18 protein-coding genes are annotated in these 21,048 nt (G+C 72.2%); 11 read left to right on the top strand and 7 right to left on the bottom strand.

The window, feature by feature from the left end:
* Window positions 1-52 precede the first annotated feature (52 nt).
* Window positions 53-1,006 carry an endonuclease/exonuclease/phosphatase family protein gene (locus ACFY0K_RS35455; protein WP_390643272.1) on the bottom strand — a complete coding sequence of 318 codons (954 nt, stop codon included), beginning with the start codon at window positions 1,004-1,006 and terminating at the stop codon, window positions 53-55.
* A 194-nt stretch (window positions 1,007-1,200) separates the two neighbouring features.
* On the opposite strand from ACFY0K_RS35455, the gene ACFY0K_RS35450 reads away from it, so the two are divergent.
* Both ACFY0K_RS35450 and ACFY0K_RS35445 read left to right on the top strand, forming a co-directional pair.
* Window positions 1,201-2,505, top strand: a complete 1,305-nt coding sequence (locus tag ACFY0K_RS35450) for a DUF6986 family protein (RefSeq protein ID WP_390643271.1) — start codon at window positions 1,201-1,203, stop codon at window positions 2,503-2,505.
* A 169-nt stretch (window positions 2,506-2,674) separates the two neighbouring features.
* Window positions 2,675-4,489, top strand: a complete 1,815-nt coding sequence (locus ACFY0K_RS35445) for a protein kinase (protein ID WP_390643270.1) — start codon at window positions 2,675-2,677, stop codon at window positions 4,487-4,489.
* Here the strand turns inward: ACFY0K_RS35445 and ACFY0K_RS35440 are convergent.
* Both ACFY0K_RS35440 and ACFY0K_RS35435 read right to left on the bottom strand, forming a co-directional pair.
* Window positions 4,435-5,232 carry a hypothetical protein gene (locus ACFY0K_RS35440; protein WP_390643269.1) on the bottom strand — a complete coding sequence of 266 codons (798 nt, stop codon included), beginning with the start codon at window positions 5,230-5,232 and terminating at the stop codon, window positions 4,435-4,437. The genes ACFY0K_RS35445 and ACFY0K_RS35440 overlap by 55 nt on opposite strands.
* A 189-nt stretch (window positions 5,233-5,421) precedes the next feature.
* Window positions 5,422-6,507: a LacI family DNA-binding transcriptional regulator gene (locus tag ACFY0K_RS35435; protein WP_351956150.1), complete on the bottom strand. Its 1,086-nt coding sequence runs from the start codon at window positions 6,505-6,507 to the stop codon at window positions 5,422-5,424.
* Between the two features lie 213 nt (window positions 6,508-6,720).
* On the opposite strand from ACFY0K_RS35435, the gene ACFY0K_RS35430 reads away from it, so the two are divergent.
* The 8 genes from ACFY0K_RS35430 to ACFY0K_RS35395 all read left to right on the top strand — a co-directional run bounded on the left by ACFY0K_RS35430 (window position 6,721) and on the right by ACFY0K_RS35395 (window position 15,654).
* A complete protein-coding gene (locus tag ACFY0K_RS35430) occupies window positions 6,721-7,674 on the top strand; it encodes an ROK family protein (RefSeq protein ID WP_352363060.1) in 954 nt (317 codons plus the stop codon).
* A gap of 389 nt (window positions 7,675-8,063) precedes the next feature.
* The gene (locus ACFY0K_RS35425) at window positions 8,064-8,255 is read left to right on the top strand and encodes a hypothetical protein (protein WP_351956152.1); all 192 of its coding nucleotides are present in this window, start codon (window positions 8,064-8,066) and stop codon (window positions 8,253-8,255) included.
* A gap of 144 nt (window positions 8,256-8,399) precedes the next feature.
* Entirely contained in the window at window positions 8,400-9,440 is a 1,041-nt protein-coding gene (locus ACFY0K_RS35420) for an NUDIX domain-containing protein (RefSeq protein ID WP_390643268.1), read from the top strand.
* A gap of 257 nt (window positions 9,441-9,697) precedes the next feature.
* Complete coding sequence (locus ACFY0K_RS35415) at window positions 9,698-11,515, top strand: ABC transporter family substrate-binding protein (protein ID WP_390643267.1); 1,818 nt, start codon at window positions 9,698-9,700, stop codon at window positions 11,513-11,515.
* A gap of 72 nt (window positions 11,516-11,587) precedes the next feature.
* The gene (locus ACFY0K_RS35410; protein WP_382718234.1) at window positions 11,588-12,574 is read left to right on the top strand and encodes an ABC transporter permease; all 987 of its coding nucleotides are present in this window, start codon (window positions 11,588-11,590) and stop codon (window positions 12,572-12,574) included.
* The gene (locus ACFY0K_RS35405) at window positions 12,567-13,487 is read left to right on the top strand and encodes an ABC transporter permease (protein WP_390643266.1); all 921 of its coding nucleotides are present in this window, start codon (window positions 12,567-12,569) and stop codon (window positions 13,485-13,487) included. Before ACFY0K_RS35410 ends, ACFY0K_RS35405 begins: the two co-directional genes overlap by 8 nt.
* A complete protein-coding gene (locus tag ACFY0K_RS35400; protein WP_390643265.1) occupies window positions 13,484-14,605 on the top strand; it encodes an ABC transporter ATP-binding protein in 1,122 nt (373 codons plus the stop codon). The genes ACFY0K_RS35405 and ACFY0K_RS35400 overlap by 4 nt, the downstream gene beginning before the upstream one ends.
* Window positions 14,602-15,654: an ABC transporter ATP-binding protein gene (locus ACFY0K_RS35395; RefSeq protein ID WP_388713938.1), complete on the top strand. Its 1,053-nt coding sequence runs from the start codon at window positions 14,602-14,604 to the stop codon at window positions 15,652-15,654. Before ACFY0K_RS35400 ends, ACFY0K_RS35395 begins: the two co-directional genes overlap by 4 nt.
* Here ACFY0K_RS35395 and ACFY0K_RS35390 read toward each other — a convergent pair.
* The 3 genes from ACFY0K_RS35390 to ACFY0K_RS35380 form a co-directional block, all read right to left on the bottom strand.
* Complete coding sequence (locus tag ACFY0K_RS35390; RefSeq protein WP_390643264.1) at window positions 15,627-16,682, bottom strand: protein kinase family protein; 1,056 nt, start codon at window positions 16,680-16,682, stop codon at window positions 15,627-15,629. The genes ACFY0K_RS35395 and ACFY0K_RS35390 overlap by 28 nt on opposite strands.
* A 10-nt stretch (window positions 16,683-16,692) precedes the next feature.
* Window positions 16,693-17,415: an MBL fold metallo-hydrolase gene (locus ACFY0K_RS35385; protein ID WP_390643263.1), complete on the bottom strand. Its 723-nt coding sequence runs from the start codon at window positions 17,413-17,415 to the stop codon at window positions 16,693-16,695.
* 114 nt (window positions 17,416-17,529) lie between these two features.
* Window positions 17,530-18,885 (bottom strand): dipeptidase, encoded by a 1,356-nt coding sequence (locus ACFY0K_RS35380; protein WP_390643262.1) that lies wholly within the window; start codon window positions 18,883-18,885, stop codon window positions 17,530-17,532.
* Between the two features lie 220 nt (window positions 18,886-19,105).
* Between ACFY0K_RS35380 and ACFY0K_RS35375 the strand changes: the two genes are divergently transcribed.
* Window positions 19,106-20,392: a geranylgeranyl reductase family protein gene (locus ACFY0K_RS35375; protein WP_390643261.1), complete on the top strand. Its 1,287-nt coding sequence runs from the start codon at window positions 19,106-19,108 to the stop codon at window positions 20,390-20,392.
* Window positions 20,393-20,404: 12 nt separating this feature from the next.
* Here the strand turns inward: ACFY0K_RS35375 and ACFY0K_RS35370 are convergent, their stop codons facing one another.
* Window positions 20,405-20,884, bottom strand: a complete 480-nt coding sequence (locus ACFY0K_RS35370; protein WP_390643260.1) for a nitroreductase/quinone reductase family protein — start codon at window positions 20,882-20,884, stop codon at window positions 20,405-20,407.
* Between the last annotated feature and the right edge of the window lie 164 nt (window positions 20,885-21,048).

Raw genomic sequence — 21,048 nt, 5'->3', positions numbered from 1 at the left:
CAGGCAGTCCGAGGCCCCCGCGACCGACACCGGTCGCGGGGGCCTCGCCATGTCACCGCAGGCTCAGTGAGACCTGCACGGGCAGGTGGTCGCTCGGGAACTGGCCGTGCATCGAGAAGGTGTCCATCGTCGCCCGGTGCGTGGTCACACCCGGCGAGGTCAGGATCCAGTCGATCCGGTCGCCGTCGGGCTTGAGGCGGTGGTAACCGTGGAAGGTCGCGTACTGCGGGCCGCGGTGCTCCGCCGCGTCCCAGGTGTCGACGAGCCCCGAGTCCACCAGGGTGTCGTAGGCCCGGTTCCGGTGGGCGTAGGCGTTGAAGTCGCCGGTCACCACCACGGGCAGCCTCCGGTCGAACTCCGCGATCCGTTTGACCAGGAGCGTGGCGCTGCGCTCGCGGGCGTACTGGCTCTTCTGGTCGAAGTGGGTGTTGGCGACGTAGAACTCCCGCCCGTCGTCGGCCAGGTCGCGGAAGCGGACCCAGGTGACGATACGGGGGAAGGCGGCGCCCCAGGTGTTGGAGCGGATGACCTCCGGGGTGTCGGAGAGCCAGAAGGTGTAGTGCTCCAGCGGTTCCAGGCGCCGGAGGTCGTAGTAGACGGCCGTCGACTCGTCGCGGCTGCCGCCCTCGCGGCCGGTGCCGACCCAGTCGTAGTGCGGTCCGAGGTCGCTGTCGATGTCGCGCAGCTGCTGGTAGAGGCCTTCCTGGGTGCCCATGATCTGGGGCTGTGCGCGGCGCAGCAGTTCGGCCATCACCGGGCGGCGGTCGGCCCAGCTGTTGGGCTCGGCGGTGTCGGCGTACCGCAGGTTGAAGGTCATGACGTCGAGGCGGGGGGCCGGCCGCGCCGGCGCCGCGAGGGTGGCGACCCGGCGGGCCCGCCAGCGGGCGGCGGAGACGGAGGAGGCGGACGAGGTGGTGATCGCGCCACTGGAGAGGGGCACGGTGACCGCTGCGGCCAACAGGGCCTGCAGTCCCAGCCGGCGGGTGACTCGGCGCTGGTTCGGCACGACGGCTCCTTCAGGGGCACAAGCCGGACGGGCGGGCGTTGAGCAGTGTGATACCCGGGAGTGTGATGAGGGTGAACATGCCCAGATGGGGGCGTGTCGCCCCGTGGACACGGTGTTGACCGCCCCGACGGCACCCGGATACCTTCATTCAACGGATTGTTGATTCCGTACAGTGGAAAACAGGAGGGTGTGGGATGGGTCAGGGCCGGCAGGAGAAGGTGGCGACGAGCCTCGCGGGCGCCGTCAGCGAGGAGATCAGCGCCTCCCTCGCACCCGTCGACGCCGAACTGGAGCGCCGCTATCCGGGTGATCCGGGGACCCGTCAGCCCGTCCACACCGTCTACGTCCCCGGCGACGCCTTCACGGCCGGCACGATCCGCTCCTGGGGCGACCGGGCCCTCGCCGCCCTCGACGAACACGCCCCCGACGCCGCCGCCTTCGCCGCCGTCCTCGGCCTGCCCGACGACCTCGCCGGGCCCGTCCACTCCAGGGTCCGCGCCAAACTGGAGCGGGAGCCGGTGGAAGACCTGCGCGTCGACTTCGAGGACGGCTACGGCCCCCGCCCCGACGCCGAGGAGGACGAGACCGCCGCCCGCGCCGCCCGGCTCATCGCCGAGGCGTACGCCGAGGGCACCGCGGCGCCGTACATGGGCATCCGGATGAAGTGCATGGAGGCCCCGGTGCGCGACCGGGGCATCCGCACCCTCGACATCTTCCTCTCCGGGCTGATCGCGGCCGGGGGACTGCCCGCCGGGCTCGTGCTGACCCTGCCCAAGGTGACCTACCCCGAACAGGTCACCGCGATGGCCCGGATCCTGGAGGCCTTCGAGAAGATCCACGGGCTGGAGTCCGGCCGGATCGGGTTCGAGATCCAGATCGAGACCAGCCAGTCCATCCTCGCCACCGACGGCACCGCCACCGTCGCCCGGATGATCCAGGCCGCCGAAGGCCGGGCCACCGGGCTCCACTACGGCACCTTCGACTACAGCGCCTGTCTCGGGGTCTCCGCCGCCTATCAGGCGAGCGACCACCCGGCCGCCGACCACGCCAAGGCGGTCATGCAGGTCGCCGCCGCCGGTACGGGTGTCCGCGTGTCGGACGGTTCCACGAACGTCCTGCCGGTCGGGCCGACGGCCAGGGTGCACGACGCCTGGCGGCTGCACTACGGTCTCACCCGGCGCGCCCTGGCCCGCGCCTACTACCAGGGCTGGGACATGCACCCCGGCCATCTGCCGACCCGGTACGCGGCCGTGTTCGCCTTCTACCGCGAGGGCCTGGAGCAGGCGGCCGCCCGGCTCACCCGGTACGCCAACCGCGCCGGCGGCGACGTCATGGACGAGCCCGCCACTGCCAAGGCCCTCAGCGGCTACCTGCTGCGCGGTCTGGACTGCGGCGCCCTCGACAACGGCGAGGTGGCCCGGCTGACCGGCCTGACCCGGGCCGACCTGGAGGCCTTCGCGATGCCCAGGCGCGGCGATCTGACGGCCTCCGGGAAGTAGCGGGTACCGGTCAAGTCACAGCTCTTCCAGCCGACTTGAACCGACCCTGTCACTGCCCCGTACTCTGGTGCGCCATTCACAGGTGTGTGCGAGGGGCGGAGCTTTGGTGTCGGGTTCGTACGGACAGGCTGACGGGACCGGTCGCCTGCTGGCAGGGCGGTACCGGGTAGTGGCCAGGCTCGGGCGCGGTGGCATGGGCGTGGTGTGGCGCGCCGTCGACGAGGTCCTCGGCCGCGAGGTCGCCGTCAAGGAGTTGCGTGCCTACACGGACAGCGCCGGACCCGAACTGGCGGACCTCCGGCTGCGGATGCAGCGCGAGGCGCGGGCCGCCGCCCGGGTGCGGCACCCCGGGGTGGTCGTCGTGCACGACATAGCCGAGGTCGACGGCCGCCCGCTCATCGTCATGGAACTGGTCGACGGCCCCTCCCTGGACGACCTGCTGCGCGAGCGCGGCACGCTCGGGGCGCAGGAGGCCGCCCGCGTCGGCGCCGAGGTCATGGACGCCCTGGCCGCGGCCCACCTGGCCGGCGTCCTGCACCGCGACGTCAAGCCCGGCAACATACTCCTGGACCGCTCGGGCCGGGTCGTCCTCACCGACTTCGGCATCGCCACCATGGCGGATCCCGGCGACGGCTCGGCCACCCAGCTGACCGGCAGCGGCGAACTCGTGGGTTCCCTGGACTATTTGGCTCCCGAGCGGGCCAAGGGCGCGGCCCCCGGCCCGGCCTCCGACATCTGGGCCCTCGGCGCCGCCCTGTACGCGGCCGTGGAGGGCGTCTCGCCGTTCGGCCGCACGTCCACCTTCTCGACGCTCACCGCGATCGTCGACGAGCCCCTCCCGGAGCCCCGCAGGGCCGGCCCGCTCGCGCCGGTGCTCCGGCGCCTGATGGACAAGCTTCCCGACGCCCGCCCGGACGCCGAGGAGGCCTGCGCGCTGCTCCGGGCGGTGGCGCGGGAACCGGTCCAGGACACGCCGACGACGGTCCTGCGGGAGCGGGAGCGGGAGCGGGAGCGGGAGCGGGAGCCCGGGCGGCCGGAGGCCGGGGCCGAGGCGGCGGTGTCGCCAGAGGACGGGCCCGACCCGGGGACCGGGCAGGAGGCCGGTGCGGGGGCCGGCGACGGGCGGGTCCGGAAGTCCGCGGAGGGGCCCGACCCCGAGCACGTCGGACAGCTCGCCCCGGTGCCCGCCGCCGGACTCGCCACGGGAGCCGGCACCCCGGGCGCCGATCTGGTGCCCGCCCGAAGATTAGCGCCCGCGCCGCTGCCCGGCGCCCTGGACGGACCGACGAGCCCCGCCCGGCCGGCCCGCACCCGCCGCCGGGCCCGGTTGCTCGTCGTGGTGGCCGTCGCCGTCGTCCTCACGGCGACCGGGCTCACGGTCGCGTTACGGAACGACAGGGGGCAGACGGCGAAGACGGACGCGGGGCCGCCCGCCCCGACGCCGGCCGGTGCTTCGGAGAGCGCCCGCGGCACCGGTGCCAGGCACCCGGCCGGCGCCGACCCCGTGGGGCAGGGCGCGGAGACGGGCGCCGTGCCGGCCGGCAGCGCCACGCACGCCGCCGGGGGCGCACCGGCGGGACCGGCGGACGGCGCCTCCGCCGCACCCTCCGGCGCGCGGACCTCCGGCCCCAGCCCCTCCGGCACCGCCGATGCCACCGCCACCGCGACGGCATCGGCCACCACCCCCGCCACCCCCGTCCCGGTCTGCGCGCCCGCGGGAGACGGCACGTACACCTGCCAGGTGCGCAGCGGCGGCGCCAAGTCCTACACCGCCGACGGAACCAAGGCCGGCAAGGTCCGCCAGGGCATCCACTCGTTCTACTGCCAGGCCGACCTGGGCCGCCGGGAGACCCACGGCGGGCGGACCAACGTCTGGTGGGCCCGGACCGACGACGACAAGGGCAACACCGGCGTGTACATCAGCGACGTCTACATCGAGGGCGGCACGAACGACGAGCCGCTCCCCGGGCTTCCCGTCTGCTGAGCGCGCACGTACCGCTCAAGCCCCGACGCGACCGCCCACTTCCGGTCCGCGAACAGCCGGGTGCCCCGCCCGCACAGTGCCGCGTCGGCCCGCGCCCGCGCGCAGAACTGCTCGGGCGTGCCTCCGAACAGCTCTCTCAACTCGGCCGACTCCGCCAGGAGTTCGGTGAGCAGGGTGCGCTCGCCGGGGTGGCGGCGGGGTGCGCCGGTGCCGTCGTGCAGCACGCCGTGCCGGTTGACGTACGCGTGCACGCCGGGGAGCGCCGTGCCGTCCGCGAGGGTGGCGCGGACGGCCGGGGCGGGCAGCCAGGCCCGCCTGAAGTTGCCGTTCGGCAGCGGTACGCCCTCGCTCGCGTCGATCACCTCCAGCTGCCGCCCGTCCAGCCAGAGGACGAACAGCTCCCGTACCGCCGACGGGGACGCGACCGGGGACGCGGAGACATAGCCGAGGCGGCTGACGTGCGCGGAGACGCCGACGTCGAGGCCGCGGACCCGGGCGCGCACCATGGGGATGGCCCCGGTGACACCGGACTCGGCCATCTTGTGCTGGAGCTGGGCGGGTGAGGCGTTGGAGCCGACCGCGAGCACCGGTACCCGGTCCTCGTCGTGCACCAGACGCCCGAGCGGCAGCAGCCGGTCGCCGTCGAGAAGCCCGGAGTCGGCCGGCCAGGCACCGGGGTAGGTCAGCGGACGGTCCCGCGGTGCCTCGTCGAGGCCCAGCTCGGCGAGCGTACGGCCGGTCACGGGCGGCTCGGATCGGCGAGCGGTCGGCAGGCCGTCGTCCGGCTCGGCACGGCCGGCGTCCGACCGGTCGCCGGGCGGCTCGACGCCGCGTGTGTCCGGCCGGTCCTCCCGCGGCTCGCTTCGGTGAACTCCCGGCCGGTGGCCGTGCGGCGGCTCGGTTCCGTGCGCGTCCGGTCCGTCATGCGCGGCTCAGTCCGCCGGGGGCAGTTCGCCCGAGCCGCGGGTGATCAGCCTGGTCGGCAGCTCGATGCGCTCGGGTGCCATGTGGGTGCCGTCCAGCTGGCGGAACAGCCGTTCGGCGGCCGTGCGGCCGAGCAGGGCCGCGTCCTGGGCGACGACCGTGAGGCCCGGGTGCAGCAGTTCGGCGAGTTCGATGTCGTCGAAGCCGACGAGCGCGACCGGGCGGCGCTGCTCGGCTAGGACGCGGATCACGGTGACGGTGACCCGGTTGTTGCCCGCGAAGATGGCCGTGATCGGCTCCGGCCCCGAGAGCATCTCCTCGGCGGCCCGGCGCACCCGCTCCGGGTCCGTCACGCCGAGGGAGGTCCACGCGGCCTCGACGGCTATCCCGGCGTCCTCCATCGCCGCCTGGTAACCGCGCAACCGCTCGGCCGCCGTGTGGATGTGGGGCATGTCGCCGATGAACCCGATCCGGCGGTGGCCGTGCGCGATCAGGTGGGCGACCCCGTCCCGGGCACCGCCGAAGCTGTCGGAGAGCACCACGTCGGCGTCTATCTTCCCGGCCGGGCGGTCCACGAACACCGTCGCCACGCCCGCCCTGATCTCCGGCTCCAGATAGCGGTGGTCGTCCCCGGCCGGGATCACCACCAGGCCGTCCACCCGCCGCGCGCACAGCGCGAGCGCCAGCTCCTGCTCCCGCTCCGGGTCCTCGGCGCTGGAGCCGTTGATGAGCAACGCACCGTGCGCGCGGGCCACTTCCTCCACCGCGCGGCTGAGCGGGCCGTAGAACGGGTCGGCGAGGTCCTCCAGGACCAGGCCGATGCTCGCGGTACGGCCCTTGCGCAGCACCCGCGCGCTGTCGTTGCGGCGGAAGCCCAGCGCGTCGATCGCCTCCTGGACCCGGCGTTCGGTGTCCGGCGTCACCCCGGGCTCGCCGTTGACCACCCGCGACACCGTCTTGAGGCCCACACCGGCCCGCGCCGCCACGTCCTTCATCGTCGGCCGGGTCCCGTAACGGGAGCCGGGGAGACGGTCTGCGCGGCGGGAGGTCTCGGGCACGATGCGGCGTCCTGTCCTGTCGTCCACGGGATGCATGGGCTCACGGATTGTGTCTGGGCTCATGGGTTTGTATCAGGGATACACAGACTCGTGGGTTTGTATGAGGATGTGGCGTCGAGCATAGAGCCTGGACAACGTTGTCAGATGCAAGGGAGACTGTCCACCGCAATCTCCGGCCTGCGTCCCCACCGCTTGACCGGCCTGTTGTGTCACTCGGCTACTCATGGTTGACGGGGAGAACTGACTCTGATGCACACCGACCTCGTGGCGGCCCTCGACATCGGCGGCACCAAGATCGCCGGCGCGCTGGTGGACGGTCACGGACGGATCCAGGCGCGCGCCCAGCGCGCGACACCCGCCCAGCAGGACGGCGAGACGGTCATGGGGGCCGTCGAGGAGGTGGTCGGCGAACTCGCCGCTTCACCGCTGTGGGGGCGCGCCCGCTCGCTCGGGATCGGCAGCGCCGGCCCGGTGGACGCCTCCGCCGGCACCGTGAGCCCGGTCAACGTGCCCGGCTGGCGGGAGTATCCGCTCGTCGAGCGGGTGCGGGCGGCCGCCGGCGGGCTGCCGGTCGAGCTGATCGGCGACGGCGTCGCCATCACGGCCGCCGAACACTGGCAGGGCGCGGCCCGCGGCCACGACAACGCGCTGTGCATGGTGGTGTCGACGGGCGTCGGCGGCGGCCTGGTGCTCGGCGGCAGGCTGCACCCCGGCCCGACCGGCAACGCCGGTCACATCGGCCACATCAGTGTCGACCTCGACGGGGACCCCTGCCCCTGCGGGTCGCGCGGCTGTGTCGAGCGCATCGCGAGCGGCCCCAACATCGCCCGGCGCGCGCTGGAGGGCGGCTGGCGGCCCGGTCCGGACGGCGACACCTCGGCGGCGGCGGTGGCGGCCGCGGCCCGGGCCGGCGACCCCGTCGCGGTGGCCTCCTTCGAGCGGGCCGCACAGGCGCTCGCGGCCGGGATCGCGGCCACCGCGACCCTGGTCGAGATCGACATCGCGGTGATCGGCGGGGGCGTCGGCAAGGCGGGGGACATCCTGTTCACGCCGCTGCGCAAGGCCCTCACCGACTACGCGACCCTCTCCTTCGTCCAGCGCCTCACGGTCGTACCGGCCCAGATGGGCACGGACGCGGGCCTGGTGGGCGCCGCCGCGGCCGCGCTGGCCGCCAGGCCGGACGCGGAGGCGGCGGGGGTCTGACGGCGGTCCGAGGGCGGTCGTCAGGCCGCGCAGGAACGTTCAGGCCCGGTCGGCCGGGGTCCAGGTCCGGCCGGCCGGTCCGCACGCGGAGCTGCACTCGCGCCCGGCGCCCCCGCGGGAGCGGTCGGCCGCCGACCGGCGCTCGGGCGTGGCGCGGCCGGTCGGCGGCACCGGCGCCCTCCGGGCCGCGGGGTACCGCCGAGGCCGGTGACCGACGCGGTGAGCGCGCACCCGGCCGGGCTCGCCGGACCGGCTGCCGTCCCGGCCGGAACAGGTCAGGCCGTCCGGTCTCCGAGACCACGGCCGCGCGGTGCCCGCTCGGGCGTGCCGCGTTGCTCCCCTCGCGGGTACGCCCGTGACCACCGGCCGCCGGCGCAGTTGAGACGGGCATGAAGAAGCGCAGCATGCTCGCCATCGCCAGCCTGGCCACCGGATTCGTCGTGGCCGCCATCACTCCGTCCCACGCGGCCGACGAAGGCCCGCTCGGCGACCTGTACGTCTCGGACACCCTGGGCCACGTCGGCCAAGTCGTCGGCGAGGACAGCTTCCAGACCGACCCGGACTTCCTGGGTCAGGAGTAGCCCGGCGAAGACCGAGGGGACGGCAGTGCCGGTGTCCCGGGCAACGGACACCGGCACTCCGGTTGCGGGCCCTCAACGGGAACTGGTTTCCGTGGCAGTGTGGAGCGGGCAAGCCACAGGGGGCCAACAGAAGAGGGGGAGTCCGTGATCGTCTGGGTCAACGGCGCGTTCGGTGCGGGTAAGACCACCACCGCACGTGAACTGATCGAACTGATCCCGAACAGCACGCTCTTCGACCCCGAGCTCGTCGGCGGGGCGCTGACACACCTGCTGCCGGCCAAACATCTCGCCGAGGTCGGAGACTTCCAGGATCTGCCGATCTGGCGCCGGCTGGTGATCGACACCGCGGCCGCGCTGCTCGCGGAGCTGGGCGGAACCCTGGTGGTGCCGATGACGCTGCTGCGCCAGGAGTACCGCGACGAGATCTTCGGTGGCCTCGCCGCCCGCAGGATCGCGGTCCGGCACCTGTGCCTCACCCCGGCGGAAACGATCCTGCGTGAGCGAATAGCCGGCCGCGAGATCCCGCCCGAGCTGCCCGACGGGGAGATGCGGATCCGGCAGTGGTCGTACGACCAGATCGAGTCCTACCGCACCGCCCTCGCCTCCTGGATCAGCGCCGACGCCCATCTCGTCGACACCAGCGCACTCAGTCCGTACGAGGCGGCGGTGCGGGTGGCGGAGGCGGTGGGCAGTGGCGAAGCCGCGGTATGTGACATAGTACAAACCCCCGAACCCACCGCCGAAACCGTCGCCGCAGGCGTCCTCCTCTTCGACGAGCACGACCGCTTCCTCCTTGTGGACCCCACCTACAAGGCCGGCTGGGAGTTCCCCGGTGGTGTCGTCGAGCCCGGTGAGGCCCCCGCCCGGGCGGGAGTGCGGGAGGTCGAGGAGGAGACCGGGATACGGCTGGAGGAGCTGCCGGGGCTGCTCGTCGTCGACTGGGAGCAGCCCGCGCCGCCCCGCTACGGCGGCCTGCGCCTGCTCTTCGACGGCGGCCGGCTCGACTCCGCCGAGGCGCGGCGGCTGGTGCTGCCGGGACCGGAGCTGCGGGACTGGCGGTTCGTCACCGAGCAGGAGGCCGCCGACCTGCTGCCCCCGGTGCGTTACGAGCGGCTGCGCTGGGCGCTGCGGGCCCGCGAACGCGGTGCCGCGCTCTATCTGGAGGCCGGTGTCCCGGTCGGTTGACATTACCTGAGAGTTCGTCAAGTCCTTGCCGCATCAGTGATGTTGGCGGGGACTTTGGCATTTCCGGGGCGTGTGTAGGGGACTTTGCGCGGGGTGGAAGGTTCCTAGGGGGAAACGAGGGTGAATTGTCGCCGTCCTGGTATGAACAAGAACGTGAAGGAGGTACACAGACGTTCTACCGTCGGTGCGCAGCTCAACTTCCTCGCGGCCGCTGGCCGCCTTGCACAGGCCGGACAACGACCGGCTGAAGGAGGGACATGCGCGCGCACTCTTCGGCCCTCACAAGGGGCCTGGCACTGACCGCCGGGCTCGTCCTGGCGCTCGCCGCCTGCAGCAGCGGGGGAGGCGGCGGGGGCAGCGGCGGCAATGGCACCTCCGCCGGTCTCACGTCCTGCGCCACCCAGGGCAAGGCCGACACCTGCAACTCCGGCACCACCAAGGCCGGCGGCACGTTCACCTACGTCATCGAGAAGAACATCCAGCAGTGGAACGTGCAGGACACCAACGGGAACACCTTCGAGAACGCCGAAGCGCTGACCCCCGTGCTGCCCCAGATCTACGTCCCGCAGCCGGACTTCAGCGTCAAGCTCAACACCGACCTGGTGACCTCGGCGGCCCAGACGAGCGCCAGTCCGCAGACCCTCGTCTACAAGATCAACCCCAAGGCGTCCTGGAACGACGGCACCCCGATCACCGCCGACGACTTCGTCTACTACTGGCGCACCAACGACGGCAAGGACTGCCCGCCGCCGCCCGCCAGTGACTCCACCCAGACCAAGGGGTGTCTCCCGGAGAGCACCGCCGGCTACGACCGCATCAAGTCGGTCACCGGCTCCGACAACGGCAAGACCGTCACCGTGGTGATGGCCAGGCCCTACGCCGACTGGAAGTCCCTGTTCGGCGCCGGCTACCCGTTCTACCCGGCGCACGTCGCCGAGAAGGTCTCCGGGGCCAGGGCGGGCGACGCCGCCCACATGACGGCGGCCCAGATGACCCAGGGCTGGCAGTACTTCCAGAAGAACCCGCCCACCAAGTACGCGACCGCGGGCCCCTACAAGATGACCGAGTGGGTGGACAACGACCACGCCACCTACGAGCCCGACCCGAAGTGGACGGGCAAGAAGGCCACCCTGCAACGGCTGATCTTCAAGGTGATCTCGGACGCCACCCAGGAGCCGATCGCGCTGCGCAACAACGAGGTCCAGGGCATCTACCCGCAGCCCGAGGTCGACCTCGTCAACCAGGTGAAGGCCATCCCCAACGTCACCTACACCATCGGCAGCGGGCTCACCTGGGAGCACTTCGACCTCAACCTGCACAACCCGGTGATCGGCAAGTACCTGGCCCTCAGGCAGGCCATGTTCACGGCCATCAGCGTCAAGGACATCATGGCCAAGACGGTCGCCCAGTTCGATCCCGGCGTGAAGCAGCTCTACAACCACAACTTCGTTCCGGGAACGGCCGGTTACAAGGACGTGGTGAGTGCCGGCGGCCAGGGCTCGGGTGACCTCACCAAGGCCAGGAAGTACCTGACCGACGCCAAGTTCACCGGAGTGGGCACCGCCCTGAAGACCCCGGACGGCAAGACGGTCGGCCCCTTCGACTGCCGCTACACCACCGGCAACCAGATCCGGCAGAGCGAGTGCCAGATCCTGCAGAGCGACCTCGCCAACCTGGGGATCAAGGTCACGATCAAGCCGATCGGCGCCGCCGACCTCGGCACGGTCCTCGCCGGCCACCAGTACGACATCATCGTCTTCGCCTGGGTCGCCTCGCCCTTCGCGATCAGCGGCGCCCAGCAGCTGTGGACGACCGGAGCCGGCGGCAACTACGGCGGCTACAGCAACAAGCAGGTCGACTCCCTGATCGGCACGGCCATCGGCGAGACGGACCAGACCAAGGCCGCCGCCCTGCTCAACCAGGCCGACCAGATCATGGTCAACGACGCCTACGTGCTGCCGCTCTACCAGAAGCCCACCTTCCTCGCGGTGCAGACCCGGTTCGTCAACATGCGCAACAACTCCACCAACGTCGGACCGCCGTACAACGTCGGCGAATGGGGCCTCAAGAAGTAACCCCAGCGACCACTCGGATCCGCATCCCGGCCCCGGCGACCCCGGGGCCGGGCCACCGCGAGAGAAGACCGCATGCTCGCCTACACCGTGCGCCGCATCCTCGTCTCCGTACCCGTCCTGATCGTCTCGACGTTCATCGTCTTCCTGGTCGTCGTCAACTCCGGCGACCCGGTCGCCAACTTCGCCACCTCCCGGCAACCCCCGCCCAGCAAGGCCGCCGTGACCGCCTTCGCCCGCCACATCCACGCCGACCAACCGGTCGCGGAACGCTACTGGAACTGGATCACCGGCGTCCTGCACGGCGACTGGGGCCCGTCCGTCCAGTCCAACCTGGACATCGGCCACGACCTGTTCACCCGCTTCCGGGTCACCGTCACCCTGGTCGCCGCCGCCATGCTGCTCGCCCTCGTGATGGCGGTCGTCTTCGGCGTGTTCAGCGCGATCCGCCAGTACAGCGTCGCCGACTACACCATCACCTTCCTCGGCTTCCTGTTCCTCGCCATGCCCGTGTTCTGGTTCGCGGTCCTGCTCAAGCAGGCCGGGATCTGGTTCAACCAGGAGACCGGCAGCCAGTTCCTCGGCACCATCGGCGAGAAGTCCCCGTACCTCGAGGTCGACACCACCTGGAACGAGTTCAGCGACCGCGTCGGCCACCTCATCCTGCCCACCATCACCCTGGCCCTGGTCTCCTTCGCCTCCTGGACCCGCTACACCCGCGCCGCCATGCTCGAAGTCCTGGACAGCGACTACGTGCGGCTCGCCCGCGCCAAGGGGCTGCGCCGCGGCCGGGTGCTCACCCGGCACGCCCTGCGCACCGCGCTGATCCCGCTCGCCACCGTCACCGCCCTCGACATAGCGATCATCCTCGGCGGCGCGGTCATCACCGAGACGATCTTCCAGTGGCACGGCATGGGCGAGATGCTCGTCCAGGCCGCCACCACCCTCGACGTCTACCGGACCATGGCCTGGCTGCTGCTGTCCGCCGTCGTCGTCATCGTCTTCAACCTGTTCGCCGACCTGCTCTACGCCGTACTCGACCCGAGGATCCGCTATGACTGACGTCGGAGCAGTCGGGCCGGCCGGTACCCGCACGCCGAGCGACGACCACGAGTTCACCGTCGTGCGGCGCACCCAGACGCAGCTCGTCCTGCGCCGCTTCCTGCGCCACCGGGCAGCGATGATCAGCATGGTCGTGTTCGTGCTGATCGTGCTGTGGGCGTTCGTCGGCCCGCACTTCTGGCACTACTCCTACGCCAAGTTCACGCCCGACAACTCCCAACCGCCCTCCTGGAAGCATCCGTTCGGCACCGACTCCTCGGGGTACGACGCCTACGCCCAGGTGATGCGCGGCACCCAGACCTCCCTGAAGATCGCCATCCTCATCGCCCTCGGTTCCACTCTGGTCGGTGCCGTGTGGGGAGCCGTCGCCGGCTTCTACCGCGGCTTCGTCGACGCGTTGATGATGCGCATCGCCGACCTGGTGCTGACGCTCCCGCTGTTCGCGATCGCCCTGGTCATCTCCTCGCGCAGCGGCGGCTCCTGGTACTGGATCGCCGTGGTGATCGCCGGACTGACCTGGGCGTACGTGTCGAGGGTGGTGCGCTCGACCGTACTGTCGCTGCGCGAGAAGGAGTTCGTGGAGGCCGCCCGGGCGCTCGGCGCCTCCGACACCCGGATCATCTTCCGGCACCTGCTGCCGAACGCCCTCGGCCCGATCATCGTGAACGCCACGATCCTGGTCGCCACCGGCATCCTCACCGAGACCGCCCTGTCCTTCCTCGGATTCGGCGTCCAGCCGCCCGACACCTCCCTCGGGCTGTTGGTCGCCCAGGCACAGACCGCGGTCGACACCCGGCCCTGGCTCTTCTACATCCCCGGCGCCTTCATCATCGCCATCGCCCTGACCATCAACTTCATCGGCGACGGGCTGCGCGACGCCTTCGACCCCCGGCAGCAAAGGGTGCGACAGTGACCGACACCGGCAACGGCAAGGGCGGCATCGACAGGGTCGTGGGGAAGGGCGAGGAGACCGGCGCGGTGCTCGAAGTCGAGGACCTGAGCGTGGAGTTCCCGACCGAGGACGGTGCCGTACGCGCGGTGCGCGGCGTCGGCTACCGGCTGGAGCGCGGTGAGGCGCTGGGCATCGTCGGCGAGTCGGGATCGGGCAAGTCGGTCACCGCCCTTGCCGTGATGGGGCTGCTGCCCGGCTCGGCCCGGGTGCGCGGCTCCGTCCGGTTCGAGGGCACGGAGCTGCTCGGGATGTCCGACGCCCGGCTCTCGGACGTACGCGGCAGCGGCATCGCCATGGTCTTCCAGGACCCGATGACCTCCCTCAACCCCGTCTACACCGTCGGCTACCAGATCGCCGAGACGCTGCTCCGGCACAACCCGCGCCTCGGCAGACGTCCGGCCCGCGAACGCGCCGTGGAACTCCTCGGCACGGTCGGCATCCCGAGCCCCGAACGGCGCGTCGACAGCTACCCGCACGAACTCTCCGGCGGCATGCGCCAGCGAGTCGTCATCGCCATCGCGATCGCCAACGACCCCGACGTGATCATCGCCGACGAGCCCACCACCGCCCTCGACGTCACCGTCCAGGCGCAGATCCTGGAGGCGCTGGAGGCCGCCCGCGCCGAGACCGGCGCCGCGCTCGTCCTGATCACCCACGACCTGGGGGTGGTCGCAGGACACACCGACCGGGTCGCCGTCATGTACGCCGGGCGGATCGTGGAGACCGGCTCCGTCGAGGAGATCTTCTACACCCCGCGCATGCCCTACACCCTGGGCCTGCTCGGCTCCCTGCCCCGCCTCGACCGCGAGGAGGACCGCCTGACCCCCATCACCGGCTCCCCGCCCTCACTGCTCAACCTGCCCCCGGGCTGCCCCTTCGCGCCCCGCTGCCCGATGCGCCGCGAGCCCTGCGACACCACCGAACCCGCCCTGCGCCCCGCCGGATCCGGCGCGCACCGCAGCGCCTGCCACTTCGCCGACGAACTCGTGGACGCGGCGGCCGGCGAGGTCTTCGACGCCGTCGGCGCCGACACCGAGGCCCTGGCCCGGTTCGCGGACCTGGAGGACGATGCCCGATGACCGATCCGCTGCCCCCGCTGCCCGGCCACGGCGGCACCGGCGCCCCTGTCCTCCAGGTCCGCGACCTGGTCAAACACTTCCCGGTGATGTCGCGCGGTGTGGTCCGCCGCCGGGTCGGCGACGTGCACGCCGTCTGCGGGGTCTCCTTCGACCTGCACGAGAACGAGACGCTCGGCCTGGTCGGCGAGTCCGGCTCCGGCAAGACGACCGTCTCCCGGACCCTGCTCAACCTGGAGACCGCCACCTCGGGCACCGTGCACTACCGGGGCCGCCTGCTGACCGACCTGAGCAGACGTCAGATGCGGCCGCTGCGGCGCGAGTTGCAGATCGTCTTCCAGGACCCCTACGCCTCCCTGGACCCCAGGATCTCCGTCCACGAGATCGTCGCCGAACCCCTGCGCATCCACGGCCGCTACGGGACCGGCGGCGCCGACGAGGTACGCGAACTGCTCCGCCTGGTCGGCCTCAACCCCGAGCACGGCAACCGTTTCGCGCACGAGTTCTCCGGCGGCCAACGCCAACGCATCGGCATCGCACGGGCGCTGGCGCTGCGCCCCAAGGTGATCGTGCTTGACGAGCCGGTCTCCGCGCTGGACGTGTCGATCCAGGCGGGCGTCCTGAACCTGCTGATGGACCTGCAGAGCGAACTGGGCCTGTCCTTCCTGTTCGTGGCGCACGACCTCTCCGTGATGCGGCACGTCGCCGGCCGGGTCGCGGTGATGTACCTGGGCCGCCTGGTGGAGATCGCCCCCGCCAGGCAGCTCTTCGCCCGCCCCGCCCACCCCTACACCCAGGCCCTGGTCTCGGCGATCCCGCTGCCCGACCCGCGCAAGGAACGCGCCCGGAAACGGATCACCGTCCAGGGCGACGTCCCGAGCCCGGTCCGCCCGCCCAGCGGCTGCCGCTTCCGCACCCGCTGCCCCAAGTTCGCGAACCAGCTCAGCGACAGCGAGCGCACCGCCTGCGTCGAGCAGGTGCCGGACCTGGTCGACCGGGGCGGCGGCAACCCGGTCGCCTGCCACTACGCGGAGAGCGTGCAGCTGCTGTGACCGTCCGGGTACGGGAACGGCGTCAGCCGGCTCTCCCGCTCCAGCCGCCGGCAGAACACCTCCATGCCGACGGCGAGCGGGGCGTGCCGCACCAGCAGGCCGGCGGCGGCCCGCGGGATGCCCTCGGGCCGCGTCCCGCCGGCACAGGCCCGCACGAACTCCGCGCGTTCCTCGCCCCGGTACCCGTACAGCGCGGTGACCAGCCAGATCACCAGGTGGTAGACGGTGTACGCGCGGTCGTAGTGCCGGTGCCGGCCGAGGAAGTCCCGTTCGTCCTGGTCCAGCCGGAAGCGTGAGCTGAGGGAGAGCCCGAAGTCGGTGAGGTACAGCTGTCGGCCGTCGGTGAGGATGTTGCGGAAGTGGGCGTCGAGGTGCAGGAGATGGCTGCCCGAGAGGAACGCGGTGAGTTCTTCCAGCCCGTGAGCGGCGAAGGCGCAGGCCGAATCCGCGCGGTCGGTGCGCAGCTCGGCGTCCAGCCAGTCGTGCAGGGTGTACGGGACGTGCTCCAGGAAGAGGGTGAGGCTCGCGGAGGCGTCCCGCAGGCCCTCGATGCGTGCCCGTAGGCCCGCGGAGCCGCCCCAGTAGGCCACCGCCCCGTCGACGTCGGCGAGTTCGCCGGGCAGCGGGGCGGGCGGTTCGGGCAGCACCCGCCAGTGGTGCAGCAGCGGGAAACCGGGGAACCGGCCCGCCAGCACCCAGTCCGTCGTCACCTCGTGCGCGGCCAGCTCCCGCCAGGCCCCGAACCCCGGGGAGCCGATCGCGCCGATGCCGTAGTGGCAGTACGGCGGCAGGCCGAAGAGGTTCTCGGTGGAGCGGGCGTGCCGCGGTTGCCGTTCCCGGTCGGACAGGGGGATCCGCTTCACGAACACCGGCCTGCCGTCCACCGTCACCCGCACCGCTCTGCCGCCGATCCCGGTGCCGAGCGGTGCGCCTTCCGCGACCAGCCCGGCCAGTTCGGCGTCGCTCAGCGGGGCCAGGGAGGCCGCGACGCCGGTGTGGGCGGCGATGCGGTGCGCGGTGTCGGTCATGCCTCCATGGTCACCGCGGCGGGGCGTAGGTGTCCGCTGATTCCCGCAGTGTCCGTGCCGCGTCGGCGGTCACCGGGTCCCCGTGGCCGAAGCACACCGTCTGCGTGTCCAGGGCGGCCAGCCGCCGGAAGGAGTCGACCGCTCGGTCCCGGTCGAGGTTGAACACCCCGAGCACCACCGCACCGGTCCCCGGCATCGCCGCCACCGCGTCCCCGGTGAACAGCACACCGTGGGAGGGGAGATGGAGAGCGATGCTGCCGTTCGTGTGGCCGGGGACGTGGACGACGCCGGCACCGCCGCCGAAGTCCAGGACGTCCCCGTCGGACAGCTCCGTCACCTCGCCCGGGGGAACCGGCGGGCCGGCCGGCAGCAGCCTGGCCGCCGCGGCATGGATCGGCCGCTCCCATTCCTCGAACACCGGCGGCGGACCGGCGAGTTCGCCCCGGATCACGGGCGCGTCCAGACGGTGGGCCAGCACCTCGGCCCCGCTCAGCGCGGCGAACTCGGCGGCCCCGCCGACATGGTCCTCGTGGAAGTGGGTGAGGACGATCCGCCGTACCGACGAAGGGGACCGCCCCAGCGCCGTCAGCGCGTCGGCGATCGGCCGGCCCGAGCCGGGCGGGCCGGCGTCGACCAGGGTGGAGGCGCCGGTCTCCGGGTCGTGCCAGAGGTAGGCCTGGCCCACCGGGAAGCGCAGCAGATGCAGCCGGGGGAGCAGTTCGACGACGTCCATGTCCCGACCGTAGGGACGCCCCCCGGTCCACGGCGAGGCTCCTCCGCTGTGGGCGGAGCGATTCGGCCCACAGCGGAAGGCGGCGGACCGTGGAGGTCCGCCGCCCCGGGGGGCTCAGCCCGCCGCGTAGTTCCGCAGGAACAGCGCCTCCGCCACCGACAGCCGCTCAAGCTCCTCGGGGGACACGCTCTCGTTGACGGCGTGGATCTGCGCCTCCGGCTCGCTCAGGCCGATCAGCAGGATCTCGGCCTGCGGGTAGAGGCCGGCGAGGGTGTTGCACAGCGGGATGGAGCCGCCCTGGCCGGCGTACTGCATCGTCTCGTCCGGGTAGGCGACCGCCATCGCGTCGGCCATCGCCAGGTACGCCGGGCTGGTGGTGTCCGCGCGGAACGGCTGGCCCTGGCCGACCACCTCGGTCCGCACCCGGGCGCCCCACGGCGTGTGCGCCTCCAGGTGGGCCTGCAGCAGCTTGCCGGCCTCGGCCGCGTCCACGCCCGGCGGCACCCGGAGGCTGACCAGGGCGCGGGCGCCGGCCTGCACCGAGGGGGTGGCGCCGACCACCGGCGGGCAGTCGATGCCCAGCACCGTGACCGCCGGACGGGCCCAGATGCGGTCGGCGACCGAACCGTCACCGATCAGCCCGACACCGTCCAGCACCTTGGCGTCCGCGCGGAACTGCTCCTCGTCGTACTCCAGGCCCTCCCACCGCGACTCCGGGGCGAACCCGTCGACCGTCGTGGAACCGTCCTCGGCGCGCAACGAGTCCAGGACGCGGATCAGCGCGGCCAGGGCGTCGGGGGCGGCGCCGCCGAACTGGCCCGAGTGCAGATTGCCGCGCAGCGTGTCGATCTGGATGCGGACCATGGCCATGCCACGCAGCGTCGTGGTCACCGTCGGCAGCCCCACCCGGAAGTTGCCCGTGTCGCCGATGACGATCGCGTCCGCCGTCAGCAGCTCGGGGTGCTGCTCGGCGTACCGCTCCAGGCCGCCGGTGCCCATCTCCTCCGAGCCCTCGGCGATCACCTTGACGTTGACCGGGACGCCGCCGTTCGCCTTCAGCGCGCGCAGCGCCAGCAGGTGCATGATCACGCCGCCCTTGCAGTCGGCGGCGCCGCGCCCGTACCAGCGGCCGTCCCGCTCGGTCAGCTCGAAGGGCGGGGTGGTCCAGGCGGCCTCGTCCAGCGGCGGCTGCACGTCGTAGTGCGCGTACAGCAGGACCGTTTTGGCACCCTCCGGACCCGGCAGATAGCCGTACACCGACTGCGTGCCGTCCGGGGTGTCCAGTACGGCGACGTCCGTGAAGTCCTCGGCGCGCAGCGCGTCGGCCACCCAGTTCGCGGCGCCTTCGCTCTCGCTCTTCGGGAACTGGGCGAAGTCCGCCACCGACTTGAAGGCCACCAGCTCGGCGAGCTCCGCCTTGGCCCTGGGCAGCAGGGCGGCGACGGTCTCGGCGACCGGATTGGACGACATGGGCACGCTCCTCGTGGGTGCGACGTTGAACTGGTGAGTGGACCGATCCTCCCACAGCGGCCTGCGGCGATCTCCGCCGTAGGATGCGAGGGGACAGGTGACAGATGCCGGCCCATGGGCGGACAGATCCCGGCCCACGGCTTTACAGGGCCTCCACGGCTTGAAACGGCCTCTACGGCCTGATATGGCTTCTACGGCTTGATCGGAGCAGCGGACCATCGTGAGCGGCGAGAATTCTTCGGCGGACGACGTGCAGGCGGACGACGCGCAGCGGGTGTGGGACGTCGTCGTGGTGGGCGCGGGACCCGCGGGCGCCTCGGCCGCCTACGCGGCGGCGGTCGCCGGACGGCGCGTGCTGTTGCTGGAGAAGGCCGAGCTGCCCCGCTACAAGACCTGCGGCGGCGGCATCATCGGTCCCTCGCGGGACGCGCTGCCGCCCGGCTTCGAGCTGCCCCTCAAGGACCGGGTGCACGCGGTCACCTTCTCCAACAACGGACGGTTCACCCGCACCCGCCGCTCCAAGCAGATGATGTTCGGGCTCATCAACCGGCCCGAGTTCGACCAGCAGCTGGTCGAGCACGCCCAGAAGGCGGGCGCCGAGCTGCGCACCGGCGCCGCCGTGCAGCGCGTCGAGCAGCACGGTTCGGCGGTCCCGGACCGGCGGACGGTCGCGGTCGTGCTCCAGGGCGGCGAGACCCTGCTGGCCCGCGCGGTGGTCGGTGCCGACGGCAGCGCCAGCCGCATAGGCGCCCACGTCGGGGTGAAGGTCGACCAGGTCGACCTCGGCCTGGAGGCGGAGATCCCGGTGCCCGAGGCGGTCGCCGAGGACTGGAAGGGCCGGGTCCTCATCGACTGGGGCCCGATGCCCGGCAGTTACGGCTGGGTCTTCCCCAAGGGCGACACGCTGACCGTCGGCGTCATCTCGGCCCGTGGCGAAGGCGCCGCCACCAAGCGGTACTTGGAGGACTTCGTCGCCCGGCTCGGCCTCGCCGGCTTCGAGCCGAGCATCTCCTCCGGCCACCTGACCCGCTGCCGCGCCGACGACTCCCCGCTGTCCCGGGGCCGGGTGCTGGTCTGCGGCGACGCTGCGGGCCTGCTCGAACCGTGGACCCGCGAGGGCATCTCCTTCGCGCTGCGCTCGGGGCGGCTCGCGGGGGAGTGGGCGGTACGGATCGCCGAGGCCCACGACGCCGTCGACACCCGCCGGCAGGCGCTCAACTACGCCTTCGCGGTCAAGGCGGGCCTCGGCGTCGAGATGAGCGTCGGCAAGCGGATGCTCGCGGTGTTCGAGCGCCGCCCCGGCCTGTTCCACGCGGCGCTGACCGGGTTCCGTCCGGCCTGGCGCGCGTTCAAGGAGATCACCCAGGGCCGCACCTCCCTCGGCGAGCTCATCCGCTCCCACCCGCTCGCCCAGCGCGCCCTCACCGCCTTCGGCCCGGAGCCGGCGGCGAAGGAGAACGCTCCGGCCGAGGAGGGCGCGGCCGACGAGGAAGCCGTCACTCCGTGACCGGGGAAGCCGTCACTTCCTGACGGTGATCCGGAAGACGGGGTGATCGGCGCCGGCCGCGAGGAGCTCGTCGTCGGAGGACCCGGCCGTCACTCCGGGGAAGTACTGCTTGACCTCCCAGCCCCACCTCTCCAGGTAGGCCCGCAGCACCGGGAGCTTCTCGGCGTCGGGAAGCTCCTCCACGGTGAACTCCCGCACCTTCCGCCCCACCCGCAGCTCCCCGCCGCCCGCCACGCGCATGTTCCGCACCCACTGGGAGTTCCCGCGCGCGGAGACCAGGTACTGGATGCCGTCGTACGTGTGCGGGTTGACCGGGACGCGCTGCATCCTGCCGCTCGTGCGGCCGCGCACGGACAGCTCCGCGCTGCCCGCGAGGCTGATCCCGTGCCGGGCGAGCCAGCCGACGAGGCTGTTCACGCGGACGGCGACCGGGTTGGCCTCGGCGTAGTACGGCTTCGGGTACGGCTGCGGCTGCGGTTGTGACGACGACATGGTGACCCCCACTTGGGCGAGCGCGGTTGGGAGAGCAGTGCTCTCTCTTGAGGAACAGTGTGGGGAGATCGGTGATCCACTGCAAGAGCAGTGCTCTCTTTTTTGAGCGGCGCACTGGTGTGTGAGCGCCGCTCTGATGCGAGACCGGCGCTCCAAACCATGTG

The organism is Streptomyces sp. NPDC001507 (assembly GCF_042894765.1).
Classification (GTDB): Bacteria; Actinomycetota; Actinomycetes; order Streptomycetales; family Streptomycetaceae; genus Streptomyces.
The sequence above is the reverse complement of the archived record's forward strand: the minus strand, read 5'-3'. Positions and strand labels throughout refer to the sequence as shown.

Excerpts from the sequence above, each read along its gene's own strand:
- ACFY0K_RS35450 (WP_390643271.1), top strand. The coding sequence starts at position 1,201 with ATGGGTCAGGGCCGGCAGGAGAAGGTGGCGACGAGCCTCGCGGGCGCC.
- ACFY0K_RS35435 (WP_351956150.1), bottom strand. The coding sequence starts at position 6,507 with ATGCATCCCGTGGACGACAGGACAGGACGCCGCATCGTGCCCGAGACC.
- ACFY0K_RS35430 (WP_352363060.1), top strand. The coding sequence starts at position 6,721 with ATGCACACCGACCTCGTGGCGGCCCTCGACATCGGCGGCACCAAGATC.
- ACFY0K_RS35425 (WP_351956152.1), top strand. The coding sequence starts at position 8,064 with ATGAAGAAGCGCAGCATGCTCGCCATCGCCAGCCTGGCCACCGGATTC.
- ACFY0K_RS35415 (WP_390643267.1), top strand. The coding sequence starts at position 9,698 with ATGCGCGCGCACTCTTCGGCCCTCACAAGGGGCCTGGCACTGACCGCC.
- ACFY0K_RS35410 (WP_382718234.1), top strand. The coding sequence starts at position 11,588 with ATGCTCGCCTACACCGTGCGCCGCATCCTCGTCTCCGTACCCGTCCTG.
- ACFY0K_RS35405 (WP_390643266.1), top strand. The coding sequence starts at position 12,567 with ATGACTGACGTCGGAGCAGTCGGGCCGGCCGGTACCCGCACGCCGAGC.
- ACFY0K_RS35395 (WP_388713938.1), top strand. The coding sequence starts at position 14,602 with ATGACCGATCCGCTGCCCCCGCTGCCCGGCCACGGCGGCACCGGCGCC.
- ACFY0K_RS35390 (WP_390643264.1), bottom strand. The coding sequence starts at position 16,682 with ATGACCGACACCGCGCACCGCATCGCCGCCCACACCGGCGTCGCGGCC.
- ACFY0K_RS35385 (WP_390643263.1), bottom strand. The coding sequence starts at position 17,415 with ATGGACGTCGTCGAACTGCTCCCCCGGCTGCATCTGCTGCGCTTCCCG.
- ACFY0K_RS35380 (WP_390643262.1), bottom strand. The coding sequence starts at position 18,885 with ATGTCGTCCAATCCGGTCGCCGAGACCGTCGCCGCCCTGCTGCCCAGG.
- ACFY0K_RS35370 (WP_390643260.1), bottom strand. The coding sequence starts at position 20,884 with ATGTCGTCGTCACAACCGCAGCCGCAGCCGTACCCGAAGCCGTACTAC.